20 protein-coding genes are annotated in these 22,489 nt (G+C 63.3%); 7 read left to right on the forward strand and 13 right to left on the reverse strand.

Annotated features, from left to right (window positions below; genetic code table 11):
• Nucleotides 1-6: 6 nt before the first annotated feature.
• Genes AC2TC0_RS01025 through bchF form a run of 4 tightly spaced genes read right to left on the reverse strand, consistent with a single transcriptional unit; the run spans nt 7 to nt 6,943 of the window.
• On the reverse strand, nt 7-3,591 hold the full coding sequence (locus AC2TC0_RS01025) for a magnesium chelatase subunit H (RefSeq protein ID WP_484715633.1): 3,585 nt from the start codon (nt 3,589-3,591) through the stop codon (nt 7-9).
• Nucleotides 3,581-5,119: a ferredoxin:protochlorophyllide reductase (ATP-dependent) subunit B gene (gene bchB / locus AC2TC0_RS01030; protein WP_484715634.1), complete on the reverse strand. Its 1,539-nt coding sequence runs from the start codon at nt 5,117-5,119 to the stop codon at nt 3,581-3,583. The genes AC2TC0_RS01025 and bchB overlap by 11 nt, the downstream gene beginning before the upstream one ends.
• 4 nt (nt 5,120-5,123) lie before the next feature.
• Entirely contained in the window at nt 5,124-6,407 is a 1,284-nt protein-coding gene (locus AC2TC0_RS01035) for a ferredoxin:protochlorophyllide reductase (ATP-dependent) subunit N (RefSeq protein WP_484715635.1), read from the reverse strand.
• Nucleotides 6,404-6,943 (reverse strand): 2-vinyl bacteriochlorophyllide hydratase, encoded by a 540-nt coding sequence (gene bchF, locus AC2TC0_RS01040; RefSeq protein ID WP_484715636.1) that lies wholly within the window; start codon nt 6,941-6,943, stop codon nt 6,404-6,406. The genes AC2TC0_RS01035 and bchF overlap by 4 nt, the downstream gene beginning before the upstream one ends.
• Nucleotides 6,944-7,152: 209 nt before the next feature.
• On the opposite strand from bchF, the gene AC2TC0_RS01045 reads away from it, so the two are divergent.
• From AC2TC0_RS01045 to AC2TC0_RS01075, 7 genes are all read left to right on the forward strand, one after another.
• On the forward strand, nt 7,153-8,106 hold the full coding sequence (locus tag AC2TC0_RS01045) for a cobalamin B12-binding domain-containing protein (RefSeq protein WP_484715637.1): 954 nt from the start codon (nt 7,153-7,155) through the stop codon (nt 8,104-8,106).
• 16 nt (nt 8,107-8,122) lie between these two features.
• Nucleotides 8,123-9,538, forward strand: a complete 1,416-nt coding sequence (ppsR, locus tag AC2TC0_RS01050) for a transcriptional regulator PpsR (RefSeq protein WP_484715638.1) — start codon at nt 8,123-8,125, stop codon at nt 9,536-9,538.
• Between the two features lie 73 nt (nt 9,539-9,611).
• Nucleotides 9,612-10,514, forward strand: coding sequence for a chlorophyll synthase ChlG (gene chlG, locus AC2TC0_RS01055; RefSeq protein WP_484715639.1), 903 nt, complete (start codon nt 9,612-9,614; stop codon nt 10,512-10,514).
• Nucleotides 10,511-11,824, forward strand: coding sequence for a BCD family MFS transporter (locus tag AC2TC0_RS01060; protein WP_484715640.1), 1,314 nt, complete (start codon nt 10,511-10,513; stop codon nt 11,822-11,824). Before chlG ends, AC2TC0_RS01060 begins: the two co-directional genes overlap by 4 nt.
• Entirely contained in the window at nt 11,821-13,014 is a 1,194-nt protein-coding gene (locus AC2TC0_RS01065; protein WP_484715641.1) for a geranylgeranyl diphosphate reductase, read from the forward strand. The genes AC2TC0_RS01060 and AC2TC0_RS01065 overlap by 4 nt, the downstream gene beginning before the upstream one ends.
• A 9-nt stretch (nt 13,015-13,023) precedes the next feature.
• Complete coding sequence (locus AC2TC0_RS01070) at nt 13,024-13,506, forward strand: TspO/MBR family protein (RefSeq protein ID WP_484715642.1); 483 nt, start codon at nt 13,024-13,026, stop codon at nt 13,504-13,506.
• The gene (locus AC2TC0_RS01075) at nt 13,507-13,773 is read left to right on the forward strand and encodes a hypothetical protein (RefSeq protein WP_484715643.1); all 267 of its coding nucleotides are present in this window, start codon (nt 13,507-13,509) and stop codon (nt 13,771-13,773) included.
• Between the two features lie 57 nt (nt 13,774-13,830).
• Here the strand turns inward: AC2TC0_RS01075 and pufM are convergent, their stop codons facing one another.
• The 9 genes from pufM to AC2TC0_RS01120 form a co-directional block, all read right to left on the reverse strand.
• Complete coding sequence (gene pufM, locus AC2TC0_RS01080; protein ID WP_484715644.1) at nt 13,831-14,757, reverse strand: photosynthetic reaction center subunit M; 927 nt, start codon at nt 14,755-14,757, stop codon at nt 13,831-13,833.
• Between the two features lie 14 nt (nt 14,758-14,771).
• Nucleotides 14,772-15,593 (reverse strand): photosynthetic reaction center subunit L, encoded by an 822-nt coding sequence (gene pufL / locus AC2TC0_RS01085; RefSeq protein ID WP_484715645.1) that lies wholly within the window; start codon nt 15,591-15,593, stop codon nt 14,772-14,774.
• A gap of 119 nt (nt 15,594-15,712) precedes the next feature.
• Nucleotides 15,713-15,931, reverse strand: coding sequence for a light-harvesting antenna LH1, alpha subunit (gene pufA / locus AC2TC0_RS01090; RefSeq protein ID WP_484715646.1), 219 nt, complete (start codon nt 15,929-15,931; stop codon nt 15,713-15,715).
• Nucleotides 15,932-15,943: 12 nt separating this feature from the next.
• On the reverse strand, nt 15,944-16,171 hold the full coding sequence (gene pufB / locus AC2TC0_RS01095) for a light-harvesting antenna LH1, beta subunit (protein WP_484715647.1): 228 nt from the start codon (nt 16,169-16,171) through the stop codon (nt 15,944-15,946).
• Between the two features lie 136 nt (nt 16,172-16,307).
• Nucleotides 16,308-17,753: a chlorophyllide a reductase subunit Z gene (gene bchZ / locus AC2TC0_RS01100; RefSeq protein WP_484715648.1), complete on the reverse strand. Its 1,446-nt coding sequence runs from the start codon at nt 17,751-17,753 to the stop codon at nt 16,308-16,310.
• Nucleotides 17,750-19,276 (reverse strand): chlorophyllide a reductase subunit Y, encoded by a 1,527-nt coding sequence (gene bchY, locus AC2TC0_RS01105; RefSeq protein ID WP_484715649.1) that lies wholly within the window; start codon nt 19,274-19,276, stop codon nt 17,750-17,752. Before bchY ends, bchZ begins: the two co-directional genes overlap by 4 nt.
• Nucleotides 19,277-19,279: 3 nt before the next feature.
• Nucleotides 19,280-20,263, reverse strand: coding sequence for a chlorophyllide a reductase iron protein subunit X (locus AC2TC0_RS01110; RefSeq protein WP_484715650.1), 984 nt, complete (start codon nt 20,261-20,263; stop codon nt 19,280-19,282).
• Nucleotides 20,260-21,222: a chlorophyll synthesis pathway protein BchC gene (bchC, locus tag AC2TC0_RS01115; RefSeq protein WP_484715651.1), complete on the reverse strand. Its 963-nt coding sequence runs from the start codon at nt 21,220-21,222 to the stop codon at nt 20,260-20,262. Before bchC ends, AC2TC0_RS01110 begins: the two co-directional genes overlap by 4 nt.
• Nucleotides 21,223-21,308: 86 nt before the next feature.
• Entirely contained in the window at nt 21,309-22,448 is a 1,140-nt protein-coding gene (locus tag AC2TC0_RS01120; RefSeq protein WP_484715652.1) for a methyltransferase, read from the reverse strand.
• Between the last annotated feature and the right edge of the window lie 41 nt (nt 22,449-22,489).

Here is a 22,489-nt window from a genome sequence, read left to right on the forward strand (position 1 = left end):
CTCCAGTCATTCGGCGGCGACCAGGCCTTCCAGCCGGTCCTCAAGATCTTCGGCAGCGGCTTTCAGCGCCGCCAGCGTTGCGGCGTCGGGGGTCCACAGCTGGCGGTCGCAGGCCTCGAGCAGGCGGTCGGCGACGCGCGCGGACGATTTGGGGTTGAGCGCCGACAGCCGCGCGCGCATCGCGGGGTCGAGCACGAAGGTCTCACTAATCTGCTGATAGACCCACGGGTTGACGCTGCCCGTCGTCGCCGACCAGCCGACCGTGTTGGTGACATGGCATTCGAGGTGGCGAACACCTTCAAACCCATGCTCCAGCATTGCCTCATACCATTTGGGGTTGAGCATGCGGGTGCGGGTCTCGAGGTCAATCTGCTCGCCCAGCGTGCGCACTTTGCTGTCGCCCTGCGTCGCATCGACAATATAAACCGGCGCGGCACTGCCACGTGCCTTGGCCACCGCCTTGCTCATACCGCCCAGCCCGTCGACATAATGGTCGATGTCGGTGACGCCCAGCTCGACGCTTTCCAGATTCTGATAGGTCAGCTCAACCCCGGCGAGCTCGCTTTCCAGCAGCGCGCGGTGCTGCACCGGCGCGCCGCTGCGGCCATAGGCATAGCCCTTGTGCGTTTCGAACATTTCGGCGAGCTCGTCGGGATCGGCCCACGCACCACCGTCGATCATCATGTTGACATTGGCGCCATAGGCCCCTTGCGCATTGGAAAAGACGCGTAAGCTCGCGACATCCATGCTGCATCCATGCTGCGCAGCATGTGCCAAACTGTGCTTGCGCACAAAGTTTGCCTCGGGCGCTTCGTCGGCGGTGCTGGCGAGCCAGCTCGCCTCGGCCAGCATGCGCGTTTGCAGCGGCAACAGGTCGCGGAAAATGCCCGACAGCGTTACCACCACGTCGATGCGCGGACGGCCCAGTTCTTCAAGCGCAATCAATTCGGCCCCCGCGAGCCGGCCATAATCGTCAAAGCGCGGACGCGCCCCGATCAATGCGAGCGCCTGCGCAATCTGCGCGCCCTCGCTCTTCAGATTGTCGGTGCCCCACAGCACCATCGCGATGCTTTCGGGCAGGGTGCCGCCATCCGCAGTATGCCGCGCCAGCAGTTGCTCGGCATGCGCGTGGCCCGTCGCGCAAGCATAGGCGCTCGGGATGCGGAACGGGTCAAAGCCGTGGATGTTGCGCCCCGTCGGCAATACTTCTGGGTTTTTGAGCAAATCACCGCCGGGCGCCGGGCGGACATAACCGCCGTCGAGCGCATGGATCAGCGCGCCCAACTCGTCATTGGCGTCGAGCTTTGCGGCGATGTCAACGCGCGCTATTTCCGGTGAGGCAGCAGCCATGGCGTCGATCAGTTCGCTGCGCGCCGTGTCGCGGAGTTTCCCGCCGAGCACATGCAGCCCGTGAGGGATCAGCTCGCGCTCGATCTCGTAAAGGCGGCCGGGCAGCGTGTCGAGATCGTCGCTGGCGATATCCACCGCGGCGCAGGCATCACGGATCATCTCAGCCAGGTCGCTGCGTTCCTCGCTATCGTCGGCCACGCTGCGGTAGCGTTCGACCATCGCTTTGAGATCGCCAAAATCCTTGGTCAGCCCGGCTTGGGCGAGCGGCGGCGTGAGATAACTCACCAAGGTCGCACCCGAGCGGCGCTTGGCGACCAACCCTTCGGACGGGTTGTTGCTAGCATAGAGATAAAAGTTGGGCAGATCGCCGATCAGCCGTTCGGGCCAGCAATCGCCCGACAGCCCGGCCTGCTTGCCGGGCATGAACTCCAGCGCGCCGTGCGTGCCAAAATGCAGCACCGCATCCGCCCCAAAATCCTCGCGCAGATAACGGTAGAAGGCGGAGAAGGCGTGCGTCGGGGCGAAATCGCCCTCGAACAGCAGACGCATCGGATCGCCCTCATAGCCAAAAGCGGGCTGGACCCCGACGAAGACATTGCCGAACTGCGCGCCAAGCACATGGATCGACTTGCCGTCGGACTGCTGGCGACCGGGGGCTGGTCCCCACTGCGCCTCGATGGCGCCGAGGTGCGGCTCACGCGCGACATGATCGTCGGCAGCGATCCGTGCGGCGACATTGGCGTCGGCGCCATATTGCGCGGAATTGCCGTGCAAGATGGCGTCGCGCAGGTCATCAACGCTGGCAGGCGCGTCGACGGCATAACCCTCCGCAGCCAGACGGTGCAGCGTGGCATAGAGCGATTCGAATACCGCCAGATGGGCGGCCGTGCCCATCGCCCCGGCGTTGGGCGGAAAGTTGAACAAGACAATGGCGAGCTTGCGTGCGGCGCGGGCCGAGCGCCTGAGATCGACCAGCCCACCCACCTTGGCCGCCAGCGCCTCGGCGCGTTCGGGGCAGCTGTGCATCGCGCGCATTGCGCCGCTGGAGAAATGGCAGTTGCGCTCGCAGCCGGTGCATCCTTCGGGCGACCCGTCGGCACGTCCACCAAACACGCTCGGCACGATGGCCCCGTCGAGCTCGGGAATGGCGACCATCATCGTGGTTTCGAGCGGCAGCAGGCCCATGCGGCCAGCGCCCCATTGCTCCAGGCTCTGAAACTCGATCGGATGCGCCGCAACATAGGCAACATCGAGCCCGGCCAGCGTCGTCACCGCTGCGTCGACATCATTATAGGCAGGGCCGCCGACGAGCGAAAAGCCGGTCAGGTTGACAATGGCATCGACACTTGGCTTGCCGCCCGCCACAAAATAGCGCTCAATCGCCGGACGCGCGTCCAACCCGCTGGCAAAGGCCGGAACGACGTTCAGCCCCACCGCTTCCAGCGCCGCGATCATCCCGTCATAATGGCCGGCGTCCTTGCCGAGCAAATAGGAGCGCAGCATCAGCACACCCACGGTACCGCGTGCGGCTTTGGCACGCGGCAGGCGGCCTGCGTCCTCGCCCATCCGCTCAGGCAGCGCGGGGTGATAGACACCGACCTCGGGATACTCGCGCGGAGCATGCGCCGGCAATTTGCCCTTCAGCGCAGCGCGCTCGCCGCTCGCGTACCGGTCGATCAGCCCGCGCACCATGTCGACGACATTGTCGTCGGACCCAGCGAGCCAATATTGCAGCGTCAAGAAATATTGCCGCACATCCTGCGCCGTGCCCGGCACGAAGCGCAGGATTTTCGGCAGGCGGCGCAGCATTTTCATCTGCCCCGCGCCCGAGCTCGCGCCAGGTTTACTCGATCCACGCAATTTCTTGAGGAGCGCCAGCGGGCCCTTCGCCGGCTTGTCCATACGGTAGCCGCCGAGCTTGGTCAGCTTGACGATGTCGCCTGCGGACATCAGGCCGACCATGGCGTCGCAATCCTCGCGCCGCGCCGCGAGCGCGGGGTGGATGGCGCGGATATGGTCCTCCAGAAACAGCATCGTGGCGATGACAATGTCTGCCTCGGCAATCGCCGCCTTGGCGCGCTCGAGCACAGCGGCGTCGCGGTCCCAATCGGCGGCGGCGAAGAGCCGGATCGACACGCGATCAGCGGCCATCGCGTCATTCGCGCGCTCGACCGCAGCGGCGAGGTGGTTGTCGAGCGTGACGATCACCACGCGGACGGGAGGGTGCGTGCTACCGGGCATAATGTGCTTTGGCCTCATAAAGCGTCGCTAGCTCGATCGTGCCGACGCCGCGCTCAGCGGCATAGGCCTCGGTGTTCCGCCGCGCCTTGCCGCGCACGAAGAAGGGGATTTTCTTAAGCTCGCGTTCGGCGTCGTCGCTCCAAACAGCATCGCCCAGCACGGCCGGTGCAATTGCAGCGGCCGGCGCCGCCGCGCTATGACCGGGCCCCAGATGCGATGCCCCCGCCCCGTCATGAAACTCGAAATCGTCGCGGAACATCGTAAGCAGATGCTCTTCCAATCCCATGGTCAGCGGGTGGACCCAGCTGTCGAACAGCACATTCGCGCCCTCGAAACCCATCTGTGGTGAATGGCGCGCCGGGAAATCCTGCACATGCACCGGCGATGAGATGACCGCACAAGGGATGGCAAAGCGTTTGGCGATGTGGCGCTCCATCTGTGTGCCCAGCACCAGCTCGGGTTGCAGCGCCTCAATGGCGGCTTCGACCGCCAGATGGTCGTCGGTGATCAGCGCCTCGACGCCATAGAGTTTGGCCGCGGTGCGCACGTCGCGGGCATATTCGCGGTTATAACAGCCGAGGCCAACGACCTTGAAGCCCAGTTCCTCATGCGCCACGCGTGCGGCGGCAACCGCGTGGGTACCATCGCCAAAGATGAAGACGCGCTTGCCGGTCAGATAATTGCTGTCGATCGAGCGGCTCCACCAGCCCATGCGCGACTGGCCTTCGCAGAGCATCGGCGCGGCATCGACGCCCGCCAGTTCGGCGACTTCGCGGATAAAGTCCTGCGTCGCGCCCAGGCCAATGGGGACGGCGCGCACCGTCTTTTGTCCGAAGGTCCGTTCCAGATATTGCGCCGCCAGATCGCCGGTTTCGGGATAGAGGAGGATGTTGAAATCGGCCGCACCGAGCCGGGCAACGTCGGCAGCGCTGGCCCCCAGCGGTGCAACGACATTCACGTCGATACCCAATTTGTTCAGCAGGCCCGTGATTTCTTGCACATCGTCGCGGTGACGGAAGCCCAGCGCGGTCGGCCCCAGCAGATTGACGCACGGGCGGCGACCTTCGCGCGGCGCGGGGCGGGCATCCTTGTTGGCCAATTTACGAACGATCTGATAGAAAGTTTCGGCCGCGCCCCAATGCTCCTTACGTTGATAGCTGGGCAGCTCGAGCGGGATGACCGGAATGGGCAAGCCCATTTTCTCGATCAGGCCCGCCGGGTCGTCCTGAATCAATTCCGCGGTGCACGATGCCCCGACCAGCAGCGCATCCGGCGCGTGGCGGGCGAGCACATCAGCGGCGGCGGTCTGGAACAATTGCGACGTATCATGACCCAGATCGCGCGCCTGAAACGTCGTGTAGGTTACCGGCGGGCGCTTTGCTCTCCGTTCGATCATGGTGAACAAAAGATCGGCATAGGTATCGCCCTGCGGCGCGTGCAGCAGGAAATGCACGCCCTCCATTGCGGTCGCGACGCGCATCGCGCCGACATGCGGGGGGCCTTCATATGTCCAGACGGATAATTGCATCGCCCTAGACCCTCAGCACATCACGGCGGCGCAGCGGCCGCGCGAACAATTCGGCAAGGTCGCCGGCCTGGTCGAACCCGTGGATCGGCGAAAAGACCAGTTCGATCGCCCATTTGGTCGAGAGCCCCTCGGCCTCGAGCGGATTGGCGAGGCCGAGGCCGCAGACGGTGAGGTCGGGGCGAATGCTGCGCACGCGGTCGAGCTGGCGATCGACATCCTGACCTTCGCTCAATTGCACGCCCGCCGGCAACGCGGCGAGCTCCTGCGCCAGATGGCGGCGGTGGAGATAGGGCGTGCCAACCTCAGTCAACACCATACCGAGTTCATTGGCGAGAAAGCGGGCGAGCGGCACCTCCAGCTGCGAATCGGGCATGAAGAAAATGCTGCGGCCCGCGAGCCGCGCGCGGTGATGCGCCAACGCCTTTTCAGCGCGCGCCTGATAGGGGGCCAGCACCGCATCGAAATGGGCGTCGGCCACGCCGAATTCGCGCGCGGCAGCGAGCATCCAGCTGGTGGTACCCTCGATGCCGAACGGAAACAGTGCGTCCAGCCGCCGCGCGCCGCGCTCTTCCAGCCGCGCTGCGGTATCGCCAAGGAAGGGCTGGGCGAGCAGGAAGCGGGTGTTGGGGCCAACACCGGGCAGGTCGGCAACTGCGCGTTCCGGCAGGCTCGCGACGGGACCAATGCCCAGGTCAGCAAAGATGCGGCGAAATTGGTCCTCGACGACGTCGGGCAACGACCCGACGATGATCAAATTGCGTTCCGCGGCCGCATCCAGCGCCGGCATAACCGGAACGAGCGATGCAAGGCATGCATCCTCGCCCTCGGTAAAGGTGGTTTCAATACCGCTCCCCGAATAGTTGAGCACGCGCACGCGCGGGGCATGTTTCGCGCCCAGCCGCTGCGCCGCTTTCGCGAGGTCGAGCTTGATCACCTCGGAAGGGCAGCTGCCGACCAAGAACAGCGTCTTGATGTCGCCGCGCCGCGCGAGCAGCTGGTCCACAATGCGGTCCAGCTCGACATTGGCGTCGGCAAGCCCCGCCAGATCGCGTTCTTCCATGATGGCGGTGGCAAAGCGCGGTTCGGCAAAAATCATCACCCCCGCCGCCGATTGCAGCAGATGCGCGCAGGTGCGTGAACCGACAACAAGGAAGAAGGCATCCTGCATCTTGCGGTGCAGCCAGATGATGCCGGTCAGTCCGCAAAACACTTCGCGCTGGCCGCGCTCTTTGAGCACCGGCGCACAATCGACCGTATCAGCAGAAAGGAGGCGTGCGGGGGCGTTCATACCGCCGCCGCCTGCGGCGATTGCAACCGCGCAATGCGCAATTTCCACAGAAACTGCCCGGCGTTGATGACATAGGCCGCATAGCCCGCAAGCGCGACGGCCATCCGTTCTTCGGCGGTACCAAAGCCGCCAAACAGCATGACCAGATAAGCGCTATGCAGCGCCAGCACTGCCATGCTGAACACATCTTCCCAAAAGAATGGCCGCGCGAACAGCCATTCGCCGAATACCGCCTTTTCCCAGATCGAACCGGTAATCATGATGGCATAAAGGGCCAGCGTCTTGACGATGATCGAGGTATCGGCGGCGATTTCGCCAACACCCGTTGTCAAAAACCGCACCACCAGAAACAGACTGACCAGGAAAATCAGGAACTGAACCGGGGCCAATATGCCCTGCACCAGCGTCCAAACCGACTCGTCACGGCGCTTTCGCTCGGCGGCTGTATAGAGCGAGCGAGACCGCGCCGATCCCGCGACAGCCGCGGTAGCGGCGGCTTTTCCGAAATCCCCGCTCCGCTCAGTATGTCCGTGCATGGACAGGACCCAACTCCCATATTTTTCTGACGGAGAGGAAAGGTCAATTGACGCCAAGTGTCAAGTTTTTTAGACGTCCAAAAAAATTGACACTCTGGCGATTGCAGTGCGGAAGTTTCTTCTATACGCTCCGAGTCGCGCGAGATGGGAAAGCATCCGCGAGGCCGACGTTATGCCACGCCGACCAGATGTCGCGGGAGAGTCAGGCAATGGCTTCAGTGTTCGGGATAGCCGAAATTAAGTCGCGTATTTACGGTTGGCGGGCGGGGCTGACCGGTGTCACCCTGCGACGACCGTCGTCGGCAAAATCGGACCCTGCCTTTGACAATCCAGACCCCAAGGCGCGCGGTACCGACATCTGCGAAACTGAGGCAGACGGGCAATATGACCTGTCACTGCTGCTTGAAAATGTCGTAATCCCGCGGCTGATTGCCGAGCGCGGGCCAGTCCGCAAGGTGGTCCAACCCGCGATCACCATTGCCGAAACATTGCCGCTGGAACCCAGCATTTCCGCAGCAGAAGTAGAGATTTTTGCTAATCTGGCCGTTGCCGACGATGCGGCGGCGCTGCTGGCATTTGTCGAACGGTGCATGGAATGCGGCCGCAGCGTTGAGACAATCTACATCGAACTGCTGGCCCCGGCCGCGCGGCGATTGGGCGAATATTGGGAGGCTGATCAGCGCGATTTCGTTGAAGTGACGATGGCGCTGTGGCGCATTCAGGAATTATTGCGCGAACTGGCTCTGCGCGCGCCGCCGCAGGCGCGCCCCGACCAGGGTCAGCGCAACGCGCTGTTTGCGACCGCACCAGGGGAGCAACATAGCCTGGGCACCTTAATGGTATCCGACTGTTTTGAACGCGCCGGATGGGCGTGCGAAGTCATGATCGAACCCACCACGTCCGAATTGACGGCAAAAATCGCGCATCACCACCATGATCTGGTTGGATTGACCGTCAGTTGTGATTGCTCTAGCGCCGCGCTCCGTGCAGTGTCCAACAACCCCGGCATCCGGATCATGGTCGGCGGACGTTCGATAAACGAGCGCCCCGAACTGCTCGGCGAGTGCGGCGCAGATGCGACGGCGAGTGATGCGCCGTCGGCGGTCGCGCTGGCCGAATATCTGGTTCCGGCAAAAGCGGGCATTTTCGACACCCCGATTTAGGGAACTGGTCAGGTCAATGAACCTTGAATCCTCCTCTGCAGATCAGATCCCCTTCAATGACCCTGAGGCGATTTTCGCGAATTTCCGGCAGGCGGATGTTATTGCGCTGGCCTATTCAGCGGGCGACTTCATTCTGGCGATCGACGATCAACATGTTGTGCGCGACATTGCCGCCAACGTCCGCGACCATGGCTTTGCCGTGCAGTGGATCGGACAGAAATGGGCCGACACGGTATCGTCGGAAAGCCGCGGCAAAATTGCCCAGATGCTTGACCCACACCACCCTTCACGGGCGCTGTGGCGGCAAGTCAACCACCCGCTAGAGGGCGATGATTTCCCGGTCAGCTACAAGATCATCAAGCCCGAAGATAGCGGTTGGAGCCTGGCCATCGGCCGCGACTTGCGCGCCATGTCCGCGCTGCAGCAGCGGCTGCTCAAAACCCAGCAGTCGATGGAGCGCGACTATCTGCATTTGCGCCAGACCGAGACGCGCTACCGTCTGTTGTTCGACAATATCGCCTATCCGGTGTTGATCGTGGCGGCCGATGACTATGACGTGCAGCAGGCCAATCACGCCGCCCATCGACTGCTTGAGGCCACGCCGGGCACGCTTGAGGGCAAGTCGCTATTTGCGCTGTTCGATGCCAACCAGCGCAGCGCGATTATTGCCTATTTCGGGGCCGTTACCGTGAACAGCGCGGTCCCACCGGTCGATGTGAAAATTTCCGGGCGCAACCAGGAAGTGAAACTGGCAGCCACCACTTTTCGCCAAACCGGGCGGCAATATTTGCTGGTCAATATCGACGATGGCACGCACCAGGTGCCAGTGCGCCGCGCTGACCATGATGTCCTGGCCTTCATCGAGCGCATGCCCGATGCCTTTGTGCTGGCCGACGATAAGCATGCGATTATCGCGGCCAATCGCGCCTTTGCCGAAATGGTGCAGGCGGGGTCGGTCGAACAATTGCTCGGGACGCCGCTAGGACGCTATATCGGCCGACCGGACGTCGATCTTAATCTGCTGCGCAAACAATTGCGCGACAATCAATATGTCCGCAACTTCAGCTCGATCGTGCAGGATATCGGCGGCGGCGAAGAGCCGGTGGAAATTTCCGCGCTGATGCTCGAACGCGACCAGCTGCTTTTTGGCTATTCGCTGCGCAGCGTGGGTCGGCGCGAGCGCGACCTCCCCGCCACTGGCCGCGAATTCCCGCGCTCGGTCGATCAATTGACCGAGCTGGTCGGGCGCAAGACGCTCAAAGAAATTGTGCGTGAAAGCACCGACCTCATCGAACGCATGTGTATCGAGGCAGCGCTGCTGCACACGTCGGACAATCGCGCCTCGGCCGCCGAAATTTTGGGGCTCAGCCGCCAAAGCCTCTATTCCAAGCTGCATCGCCACGGGTTGGGCAATCTGGTCGGCGATGATTAAGCCGCGAATCGGCCTGACGCATTTTCTGTCCAATTAATTTGACACTCCGTGTGGGCGGGCATAGCCTTTGCCCATGCCAGACTCGGCGCTCTTAACCCGTCTACCGCGCACGCCCGCGCCGCGTGATGTGCTGGCGCTCACCAAACCGGTCACGTGGTTCCCGCCGATGTGGGCCTTTTTGTGCGGCGCGGTCTCATCAGGCATGCCGCTGGCGGAAAATTGGCCGCTGCTGGTTGCTGGCACTCTGCTCACCGGCCCCTTGGTGTGCGGGACCAGCCAGGTCATCAACGATTGGTGCGACCGCCATGTCGATGCCATCAACGAACCCGATCGCCCGATCCCGTCGGGGCGCGTGCCGGGGCGCTGGCCGATCGGGATAGCGCTGGTCGGGGCCGCACTGTCGCTGGCACTGGGCGCGGCGCTTGGCAGCTGGGCTTTCTGGGCCACCTGCGCCGCCTTATTCTGCGGTTGGGCCTACAGCGCGCCGCCGCTACGCTTCAAGCGCAGTGGGTGGACCGGCCCGCTGGTCTGCGCGCTCAGCTATGAAGGGCTGGCCTGGTTTACCGGGGCCGCCGTATTGCTCGCCGCTGCGCCGCTGCTGCCGGTATTGGTCGTTCTGCTGCTCTATAGCCTTGGCGCGCACGGCATCATGACGCTCAATGATTTCAAGGCCGTGGCAGGGGACCGCGCGACCGGACTGCGTTCGCTGCCCGTGACGATGGGCGTCCGCAATGCCGCGCAGCTCGCGTGCGCCGTGATGGCGCTGGCGCAGATTGCCGTGATCGGCGTGCTGGCGGCGCTGGCGCTGTGGCTGTCGGCGGCGATCGTGACGCTGCTGCTGGTAGTTCAGCTCGGCTGCATGGTCCGGTTGGTGCGCGATCCGGCGCGGCTGGCCCCGTGGTACAATGCCACGGGTGTGTCGCTCTATGTGCTCGGCATGCTCGCCGCCGCGCTCGGGCTGGGCGGCCATATATGAACGGCACGGTCGGCCTCGGCTGGTTCGGTATCGTCCGGCTGGGCGCAGTGCAGGCGGCAATCGGCGCGATGGTGATGCTTGTTACCTCGCTGCTCAACCGCGTCATGGTGGTTGAATATGCGCTCGCCGCGGCGATTCCGGGCGCGCTCGTCGGCTGGCACTATGCCGTGCAATTGAGCCGCCCCTTGTGGGGTTACCGCGCGGACCAGTCGCCGCACCGCACCCCGTGGATCCTGACCGGCATGGGCGTGCTGGCGCTGGGTGTGCTGGTTGCCGTCGATGCCACCCTGTTCATGGGCGGCGGGCGCTGGTGGCCGCTGGTGCTGGCGGTGCTGGGCTATACGATGATCGGGCTGGGGGTTGGTATGGCCGGGACGGCGCTGCTGGCTCTGCTCGCTTCGCGCACCGCGCCTGCACGCAAACCCGGTGCGGCGGCCATTTGCTGGACCATGATGGTGGCGGGCATCGTGATCGCCGCCGCCACGGGACAGGCTTTCCTCGACCCCTTCAGCCCCGCGCGCCTTGCCATTTTCTGCAGCTTGGTGGCGCTGGGCGCCTTCCTGCTGGCGCTCGCCGCGCTGCACCGGGTTGAGGCGACCAGCCTGCCGGTCCCGCGCGACGCGCCGCCGCTGCGCCAGCCCTTTGCCGACACGCTGCGCGATATCTGGACCGACACGCAGGCACGCCAGTTCACCGGTTTCGTCTTCATTTCGATGCTGGCCTACAGCATGCAGGATCTGATCCTCGAACCCTTTGCGGGATTGGTCTTCGCGATGACGCCGGGGCAATCGACGGGCCTGGCAGGCGTCCAGCATCAGGGCATTTTGCTGGGCATGGTTATCGCGGGTGCGGGCGGCAGCATGCTTGCGCGCCGTTTTGGTCCGCGCCTCAAACTCTGGATTACCTGCGGCTGTTTGGCTTCGGCGCTGATGCTCGCATGCCTGTCGGTCGGCGCGGGCGTCGGGCCGGGCTGGCCGCTGGCTGCCAATGTCTTTGGCCTGGGCGTCGCCAATGGCGTGTTTGCGGTGGCGGCGGTGGGCGCGATGCTCGGCCTCGCCAGCGACGGCCACGGTTCGGGCGAGGGCGCGCGCATGGGGGTATGGGGCGCGGCGCAGGCAATCGCCTTTGGCCTGGGCGGCTTTTTGGGGGCGGTGCTGGTTGATGGCCTGCGCGCCGCGATTGGCGCGGACGGCGCGGCCTTTCAAGCGGTATTCGCATTGGAAGCGGGATTATTTGTACTGGCGGCAGTCGTTGCGGCAGGCACCCGCCTGACCCGCACCCGTGCAGCAGGAGGGGCGATAACGACATGACGCACAAAACCGACTTTGATGTCATCGTCGTCGGCGGCGGGCCTTCGGGCGCTACCGCCGCCCACGATCTGGCCTGCGCCGGACACCGAGTCATGCTGCTCGACCGGACTGGGCGGACCAAACCGTGCGGCGGCGCGATCCCGCCGCGGCTGATCAAGGATTTCGACATTCCGCTGTCATTGATTGTGGCGCGGGTAAAGGCGGCGCGCATCATCGCGCCGTCGAACAAGACCGTGACCATGCCGGTGGGCGAGGGTTTTGTCGGCATGGTCGACCGTGATGTGTTTGACGAATGGCTGCGCACCCGCGCTGCCGATGCCGGCGCGACGCGCGTCACCGGGCGGTGCGAAAATGTTGATGCCAGCGGCGACATCGCGCGCCTGACCTATCGCACGGGGCGCGATGGTACGCCGCAAACCGTCAGCGCGCGCGCGATCATCGGTGCCGATGGGGCGCGCTCGGCCGTCGCGCGGCAGTGCATCAAGGGCGGTGACAAGGTGCCTTGCGTTTTCGCCTATCACGAAGTCGTCGAAGTGCCCGACCAGATCAGCGAAGATTATGAGCCCGCCCGCTGCGATGTTTATTATCAGGGGCATTTGTCCCCCGATTTCTACGCCTGGGTCTTCCCGCACGGCAAGACTGCCAGCATTGGCCTCGGCAGCGCCAACAAGGGCTTTGCCCTGCGTGAGGCAACCGCGGAAATGCGCGAACAGGTCGGCCTAGCGCACTGGAAGACTTTGCGCCGTGAGGGCGCCCCCATTCCGCTCAAGCCCCTGAAACGCTGGGACAATGGCCGCAATGTGCTCGTGGTTGGCGACGCCGCCGGGGTGGTCGCGCCGTCGTCGGGGGAAGGCATCTACTATGCCATGACCGCCGGGCGCATGGGGGCGGACGCCGTCGCCGCCTTTCTCGCTACCGCCGATGCCCGCGCGCTGGCGGGCGCGCGCAAGGCATTCATGAAGGATCATGGCCGCGTCTTCTGGATTTTGGGCGTGATGCAATATTTCTGGTATTCCAGTGACAAACGCCGCGAACGCTTCGTCAAAATGTGCGCCGACCCTGACGTCCAGCGGCTGACGTGGGAAAGCTATATGAACAAAACGCTCACCCGGCGCGATCCCTTGGCACATGTGCGCATCTTCTTTAAGGACCTTGGCCATCTGTTCGGATTGCGCGCCGTAGAGGGTTGAGGGAGCGGAATGACCAAGGCGAGAATTTGGCCGATCCTGATTGCCGGGTCGCTGGCACTTGTCACCGCAATGGTTGGCGGCACCATCACCGTTTTGGATAATTGGTATTATTCGCTCCAGCAGCCGAGCTGGGCACCGCCCGGCTATATGTTCGGCATCATCTGGACTGCGGTCTTTGCCATGATCGCGCTTGCGGGCGTGTTCGCCTGGGAACGCGCGCCAACGCGGCGCGATGTGGAAATCAGCATCGGGCTGTTCGCGCTTAACGGCTTTCTCAATCTCGGGTGGAGCTTTCTCTTCTTTCGCCTGCATCGGCCCGATTTGGCCTTTTTCGAGCTGATCGCGCTGTGGCTGTCGATCGCCGCGCTGATATGGTTCTGCGGCCGCTTTTCACGCGGCGCAGCGCTGTTGCTGGTTCCCTATCTCATCTGGGTGACCATCGCCGGTGTGCTTAACTGGCAAGTGGTCCAGCTCAACGGGCCCTTCGCCTGAATGGAGCAATTTTTTGCTAGCGGCCGAGCGGTGGATGTTGTGCTGCTGGTGCTGCTGGTCGAGGGCGTCTGGCTGAAGGCACGCGGCCAACGCTGGGCCGATATCCTGCCCGCGCTACTTCCCGCCGTGCTGATGATGCTGGCCCTGCGCGCGGCGCTCACCGGCATGGCCTGGCCCTTTGTCTCGCTGCCGCTAGCGCTGGCCTTTCCCGTGCATCTCTATGACCTGCAGCGGCGGGGGATGCACAAAAAAGACCCGGCGGGTTAGGCCGGGTCTTCTTGGGGGCCAGGCAGGGTGCATGCCCGGCCTTTGCCGTTGTCGCCGTCAATATTCCGGCGCGTAATGATGCTCGATGGCCCAGAGATACCAATTGTCGACCACCGTGCCGGTCAGCAGGATGCCGATACCGCCGGTCAGCGGGCACAGCACCGCGAACCACCACGCCCAGCGGTGGATCGATTCCATCGTGGCGTTAAAGCCCATGGTCCAGCGCCAGAACAACGCTGCACGCTCCGATGCGGTACCGCGGTCGGTAATCTGTTCCAGCTCGCGCTCGCCGCCATAACGGCCGACCGCGAGAATGGTCGCGCCGTGCATCGCGAAAAGCAACGCCGAGCCGTACAGGAAGACAATCGAAAGCGCGTGGAACGGGTTGTAGAAGAGGTTCCCGTACTGGAGCGAGAAATTGTTGGTCCATTCAAGGTGCGAGAAAATGCCGAACGGCACTGCCTCGGACCACCTGCCCATGAAGAAGGGGCGGATGAAGCCCAGCACCAGATAGAGCCAGATGGCAGCGGCAAAGGCCCAGGACACATGCGTCCCCATCCCCAGCGCGCGCGCGCGGCGATAACCGCGCACCCACCAAAGAATGATGGACAGCGTCAGGAAGAAGCCGGCCATGATCCACCAGCCGCCTTCGTTCAGCGGCACAAAGGGCGAAAAGCCATGCTCGGGTCCCGGAGGATTGAGCGTCAGCCAGAAGAACTGGCGAACGAATTCGACCGGATCCCAGTTAACCGAGGCGGCCATGTTGAAGCCGATGATCTCGATAGCCAGGAAACCGAACAGCAGCGAGGCTAGCCCCAGCCAGCCGAGATAGATCGGCCCCAGCTGTGCCTGGCCGAATTTGCCCATCCAGTAACTGAACCCCGTTATCTCGATGCGGCGTTCATCCCCGGCGGGCAGGTGCATGCCCATTTCGGGGGCATAGGTCAGCTGCACCTGTGTGAATATGTTCTGATAGCGTGCCATTACCTAAGCTCCCCTCAAGACCAGATCGGAATGTTGCGCCACCATTCCCACCATTCGGGCCAGCCGCCCGCATAAAGCGGCCCCGCAATGATGATGCACACCGCGCTCCAGAATCCGGCGTTTAGCGCCAAAAACAGACCCAGCCGGTGGATGCCGATGGTGCCGACCGAATAGCCGATGAAGTCGCGGAAGAAGGTGTCCTCATATTCGGGCGTGCGTACTTCGCCCTTTTTGGGGTTCACCGCCGACAGGATCAGCGCGCCGTGCAGCGCCAGCGCAAAGCAGGTCGTAAAGAAGAACGACACCGCAATCATATGCGCCGGATTATAGTGGAAGTTCACATACATATAGCCGGTGTTCGACACCCAGTCCAAATGGCTGAAAATCCCGTAGGGAAAGCCATAGGACCATGCCCCCATCAGCACCGGGCGAAACACCACCAGCGTGACATAGGCCAGGATGGCAAAGCCGAAGGCGACGGGCACATGATATCCCATGCCCAGCTTGCGGCATATCTCCACCTCGCGCAGCGCCCAAGACACAAAGGCCCCGATCGCACACATGGTGATAATCTGCCAGAATCCGCCTTCTTTCAGCGGCGCGAGACCCAGCCCCACGCTTTCTGCCGGTGGATTGATCGAGATCAGCCACGGGTTCCACGTCGGCCCGATAGCCGCCGCATAGAAGATGAGCGCCGTCCCGAGGATCGCGCAAATCGCGGCCGTCACGCCGAAGAAGCCGACGTAAAAGGGCCCGATCCAGAAATCGAACAAATCGCCGCCGATCAGCGTGCCACCGCGAACACGATATTTTCGTTCAAAGCTTAACAACGACATAGCACATCCCCTGCCGCCACTGCTGACGCGCACCCGATGGATTGAAACAGTCTGTGCCTGGCCCGGAAGGGTCGTGACGCCTGCGGCGCCACGACCTCTTTGGGGCTAGGGTCTTATGGTCAGCCAGCCGGCGCTGCCGGATCGGCTGCCGCCGGAGCAGGCGCAGGAGCCGGGGCCGGAGCCGCCGGAGCCGCGGCCACAACCGCCGGGCCTTCGATCCAGTTGAACCTGTCAGTGCTGAGCAGGATGAAATGGATCAACAAAGCCAGCACGAACAGGAAGATCGCGAGCGCGACCAAGGTCCGGCGTGGATCGAAAATTAGCCAAATTCTCCACATGATACGGCCTCCTTATGCCAGCAAGTTCATGATGGTCGCGTTTGCGAGCTGCGTCGCGTCATTGATCATGGCGTAGCCATTGACGCTCGGAAACCACGGCCGCCACATCCACACCAGCACGTGCGCCACGATGGCGACGATGGTGAACATGATGAAGCTGCTCACAAACATTTTGTGAAATTCCTTGGCTTCTTCCGGGGTCAGATATGCCCCCGGGCCAAAGCGTTCGTTATCGCTCATAGTCCCTTCTCCATTTTAGCCCCATGCAAGCGGCGCGAAGCAGCTCTTCCGGGCACTCGCCTTGCAGCAAACGGCGCTGCACAGGTTGCGTTGGCCGGGGCACAGATGCCCCCCGGCAAATTTGCGAAAGCGGCGCTCATGCGCCCGCTCCCTGAAGCATGGTGGTCGCCAGCCGGTCGGCGGAGACATGATCCTCACCCGCCGCGCGTGCGCTACGCTCGGCGGCATCGCGCAGCCGCTTGGCTGCGGAAATACGCACCAGCACTGGCTGCGCTTCGACGATGGCGTCCAGTTTTTCCTTGGCGGCCGCGTCCCAGCTGAGGCCAGCCTCGCGCCGTGCCGGGGTGGCCGCGCCCGCGTCCATCTGCGTTGACAGCGGCAAAATGTGGAACAGCGCATCGAACAGCGCGTTGCACACTTCCTGCACCAGCCAGGTCGCGCCCGCATAGCCCATGTAGGGCGTGCCGGTATGCCGCCGGATCGCCGCGCCGGGGAAGCTCGCCGGAAGGAACATCCCCCGCCCGCCGCTTTCAGCGATATACATGCGCTCGTTATAGCTGCCGAAGGTGATCATCGCGGGCGTGTTGAAAATGGCGTCGCGCACCGCCTGATTGTCGGGCTTGACCCCCGCCCGCCGCGAAAACGCGAACGAACAGGGCAACCCCATGTCATCTTCCAGGAATTTGCGGATGCCGCGCGCGTAGGTTTCGTTGGCCACGATACCAAAGCTGGCGGTGGCGAAGAAATCCTGGGTGACCGAGCGCCACAAATCCCACAGCGGTTTGATTGTTGTGTGCTTCTCGCGCTCGATGAAGGGTTCGGGGTCTAGCCCAGTCAATTCGCCGAGCTGGCGCAGGAACAAGGTGGTCGATTCCAGCCCGATGGGTGCCTGAAGATAGGGCCGCTCGAGCAGCTCGCACAGCTTGCGGCCAAATTCGCGGTACATGCAGATATTGACCGAGGCGTTGGCCAGCTTGGCGATGTCGGCCAGATGGCTCCCCAGCGGGAAGACCATATTAACCTCGCACCCCATGCCTTCAACCAGCCGCCGGATTTCAGCCAGGTCGCTCGGCATGTTGAACATGCCATATGCGGGGCCAATGATGTTGACGCGCGGCTTAACGCCTTCCTTGCGCTCGGGCGCCGCGGGCATTTTTTTGGGCCCAAATTCGGTCCACAGCCAGGCGAGCGCCCGGTCTTCGGACTGCCACTGGTCCTCGTCGATGGTGCGCGGCAGGAAGCGCTTGATATTGGTGCCCTCGGGCGTCACCCCGCCGCCGATCATTTCGGCAATCGATCCGGTGACGACGACCGCGGGCAGATCAGGGTCGAGCGCGGCCCAGGCACGTTTCATGGCGCCTTCGGTCCCGGTCTTGCCCAGCTCTTCTTCGCCAAGGCCGGTGACGACAATCGGCAATTCATGCGGCGGCAGCCCGTCGGTGTAATGCAGCACCGAGGTGACCGGCAGATTTTCGCACCCCACCGGACCATCAATGATGACCTGCAGCCCTTTGACCGCGGTAAAGGCATAAACCGCGCCCCAATAGCCGCCCGCGCGGTCGTGATCGAGGATCAGCGTCATGACCCGATCGCCTCCGCTGCCTTGGCCGCCGCGGCATTTTGCGCGGCATATTTGGCCTTGAACTTCGGTCGGTCGGTCGGGGTATCCTCCCAGATGCCCGCCGTATGCCCGCTGCCGACACCTTCGAAAAAGGCGTGCATCCGGTCAAAGCGCGCCTTGTTGCCGATGGCGGCATTGACAACCTGCGCCAAGCTGCCCGCCCCCGCCGGACCCATCAAAGGGCGCGCGGAGATAAGGTTGGTGAAATAGAGCGCCGGGATGGCTTTGGCCTTGGCATGCTGCACCACCGGCGTTGTGCCGATGGCAAGGTCGGGGCCAAATTCCTCGACCGCCGCGATATCCTGTTCCAGGCTCGCGCGATATTGCACGCGCACCCCGCGCGCCGTCAGCCATTCGCGGTCCGGCTCCGACCAGGGCGTGCGCGGACAGGCGGTGCCAACATAAGGCACGTCAGCCCCGCTTTCGATCAGCAGCCGCGCAACCAGCAGTTCGGAACCTTCATAGCCCGACACGGTGATGCGGCCCGCAATGGGTTTGGCCTTCAGCGCGGCGTCGATGGCGGGCAGGACGGCATTTTGCGCCAAAGCAATCTGGTCGGCGCTGGCACCCGTCGCTGCGCCGATCGCCGCGAGCCATGCCGCCGTCCCGTCGCGCCCGACCGGTGCGGAGCCGACCACGGTACGCCCCGCCGCTTCAAATTCGCGGACACTGGCGGTGTAGAATGGGTGGATGGCGGCCACCACCGCGCAATCGAGGGCGGCATAAAGCTCGCGCCATTCGCGTGTCGGCACCGTCGGCCCCGCCGCCAGCCCCAGCGGCGCCAGCATCAGGCCGATGCCCATGGGATCGGCGGGGAACATTTCGCCCAATAGCGTCACCGACGGTTTGTCGCTGCGCGACGCCGGCGCGGCGACCGGCCCCTGTTTGGCTTCCAACCGCGCATAGTTCAGCATCGCACCGGCGAGTACGTCCTTGGCCTCGGCATGGGTCGGAATACCGAACCCGGGCACGTCGATACCGATAATGCGCACGCCGTTGATGGCGTCGGGCAGCAGGCGCAGCGGCACCCCGCTGGCGGTGGGTACACACAGGTTGGTGACAACGATGGTGTCGTATTTTTCTGGGTCGGCCAATTGCTCGACCGCTTCCTTGATATCCTCAAACAGCTTGCCGGTGACGAGCGTTTCGGAACTGAAGGGGACATAGCCAACGCTGCGCCGCGCACCATAGAAATGGCTGGTGAAGGTCAGTCCGTAAACGCAGCACGCCGATCCCGATAACACCGTCGCCGTCCGACGCATCCGCAGGCCGACGCGCAGCGATCCAAAGGCCGGGCACATGGATTGCGGCTGGTCGTGCGGACCGACCGGATAATCGGCTGCGTAGCGGTCGAGGACGTCGCTCTTACCGGCCTGCCGCGCGGCCTCACGCATGGTATCTTTCGACGAACAGCCGCCACCCGCGCCCAGATCGATGCGGTCGCGCGCACGATCAAGTTCAGCCGGGGCGGTTGGTTCAGTCATGCATCATACCTCGTCATAAATCACTTCGAGCGTCGGTTTGGTCTCATAGGTTCCGCCGCGCATGTCGGCCTGGGTGGCAGGATAAAGGGTGAAGTCGGCGCCGGTCACATCGGCGCTGAACAGGCCAAGCAACCCGTCCTGATCGAGCGGAGCCGGGCGCAGCGGCGGCGCAGCGGCGACATTGATCGCCAACTCTTCGAACAACGAAGCCCACTGGCCACCCGGCTTGCCGATAATCTGGTAATTCGCCGATTTCTTGCGGATATCCTCGTTCGCGGGAATTGCGGTCAGGATGGGTATGCCGACGGCTTCGGCAAAGGCATTGGCCTCTCCCGTCCCGTCATCCTTGTTCAGGATCATGCCGGCAACGCCGACATTGCCGCCCATTTTGCGGAAATATTCGACCGCCTTGCAGACATTGTTGGCAACATAAAGCGATTGCAGGTCGTTCGACGCGACCACGATCACCTTCTGGCACATGTCGCGCGCAATCGGCAGGCCGAAGCCGCCGCACACCACGTCACCCAGAAAATCGAGCAGGACATAGTCAAAGCCCCACTCGTGAAAGCCCAGCTTCTCCAGCGTTTCAAAGCCGTGAATAATGCCGCGCCCACCGCAGCCGCGCCCAACCTCGGGTCCGCCCAACTCCATTGCGAATACGCCATCGCGCTGGAAGCACACATCCTCGATGCCGATTTCCTCGCCTGCCAGCTTTTTGGCCGACGACGTCTCGATAATCGTCGGGGTCGACTTGCCGCCAAATAGCAGGCTGGTGGTGTCCGATTTGGGATCACAGCCGATCAGGAGCACGCGCTTGCCCTGCTGCGCCATCATGTACGACAGGTTGGCGAGCGCGAAGCTCTTGCCGCTGCCGCCCTTGCCATAAATGGCAATGATCTGCGTTTCCTTGGTCACCGCCCCCGTCGCTACCGCATCGGGTTCGATTGCCGCTTCGTCGCGCAGCGCCTGGACATCCAGCATCGTCATTCGCAATCGCTCCAGTCGAGCACCATTTTCAGGCACTCTGGGTTTTCAAAAGCTTCGGGATAAGCCGCTGCCGCATTGCTCACCGGCTCGATGCGCGAGATCAGCCCATCGAGGTGCAGGTTACCGGCCTCAATCAGCGCACGCACCGAGGCGAGGTCATCGGGCTGCCATTCGGCGGCGATGCGCAGCCGCGCCTCGCGCTGAAAGGCTGGTGCAAAGGCAAAGGCGATCGGATCGCAGTAGAAGCCAGCCAGCACCAGCTCGCCGCCCTTGGCCAGCCGCCCGATAAACTGGTCCAGCGATGCCGCATCACCGCTGACATCATAAATGGTGCGATAATCGTGGCGGTCATCGTCTTCAGGATGGATCACACGATAGCCATCGGCCCCGCCCATACGCAGCGCGTTGGTATCCCATACCGTGGGGGCTGGCGCGCCCGCCGCCACGGTCAACCGCGCCATCAGGCGACCGAGCACCCCGTGCCCGATAATCAGCTGCGGCAGGTCGCCGCGCGAAATGGCATGCAGTGCCGTGGCGGCGAGCGCATAAAGAATGCCCTGCTCCGCCAGCCGCTCCTCAACCGGCATGGCGCGCGCTGAACCAATCACCACACGGCGCGCGGCGCCGCCAAACAGCCCGCGTGCGTCATGATAGCAATTGGCGCCCGGAACAAAGACCCACTCGCCAATCCGCGCACGCGCCTCGGCGCCGGCGTCGACAATGCGTCCAACCGATTCGTATCCCGGAACAAGCGGATATCCCATGCCGGGGAAGTTTGGCATCTGCCCGGTCCACAGCAGTTTTTCAGTGCCAGTGCTAATGCCGCTAAAGTTGATTTCCACCAGCACGTCGCTCGGACCAATCGATTTCAGCGCGGTTTTGCGCATCACCAACTGGCCCGGTGCTTCAAAAATGATGGCGGAACTTTGCAAAACGCCCTCTTCCTCGACCCCGCTCATCAGGCTGCATTGGCCAGATAGAGTCTCTCTCACCTGTCAAGCTATATGAACGCTTTTGAATGTCAAATTATTTGGACACTTTGGTGTCACTTTGTCGCGACAAGGGCGCTGGTGATGATGGGTTGGGCGGTGGCAATGCGGCGAACACGACGAAATCCCGCCGCATGCAGCATCGCCTGCAAGCTGCCAAAGCTGCGCGGTCGCCCTGACCCCATGGCCCACAGATACAGGCCAAAATAGGCATCGCCCATGCGCGGCGCGACCGATTCGTCCGCCAACGGTTCGACGATCAACAAACGGCCATCGCCGGGCAATGCTGCAAAAATGCTGCGCAGCAATCTTTCCGCCACGGTATCATCGTGATCGTGCAAAATGCGCACCAGCGTCATCAGATCGTGGCCCATGGGCAGCGGATCGCTTTTGAAACTCCCGCCAATGAGTGAGATGGGCCGCACAGGCGGGTCGGCAGCAAATCTTTGTTCGGCCAGTGCCACCACTTCCGGCAAGTCGAAGATACCAATGTCGATGCCGGGCACAGCCGCCGCAACCGTGCGCGCGAAGGATCCCGATCCGCCGCCAATGTCCAGCATGCGGCGCGATGCGCCAAAGTCGAATCGCCCCATGATCTCAGCTACGACCATTGGCTGAGTCGCCGCCATCAGGGCCGAATAAGGTGCTGCCTCCTGCGCCGCGTCTTCCGGCTGGCGAGCAACATAGGTCCAAAATCGCGACAGGGCCGTCGGCGCGCTGCGCCCCGCGCGCAGCAGGTCAAGCGGAGCAGCAAGATCGGCGTAGAGCAATTGATGGTGGGCAATCATTGCCTGCCCCCCGCGGTTTGGTTTCAGCTCCGCTCCCGCGCTTCCCAGCGTCCAGAGGCCTGGCTGCGGCGACTCGGCAAGCCCAAGTGCAGCAGCAGCACGCAGCAAGCGGTCCGTTGCATCGGGCGGCAGGCGCGCATGCGCGGCGACCGCAGCATCGCTGCGCAACACCCCGTCCAGAAATTCAAGCAAACCTGCTTCGACGAACGCTGCCAATATCTGCGAATAGACAAAACCTGCGACCAGATCGAACTGCGCCGCCGCACGCCGCCGCGCTACGCCGCGCGTCAATATGTTGCGCGCCGCCCAATGCTGGAAGCGCGCGCTTCCCAGAATCCGGTTACGCCACAACACCCAGCGGGACCGGGCATTGAGCGCACTGGGCGGCAGGTCATATTTAGCAGACATATTCAACTGTCCAACAAACTGGACGTCTGTTACGCTGCGGT

This window comes from Sphingopyxis sp. sgz302558 (genome assembly GCF_057220455.1).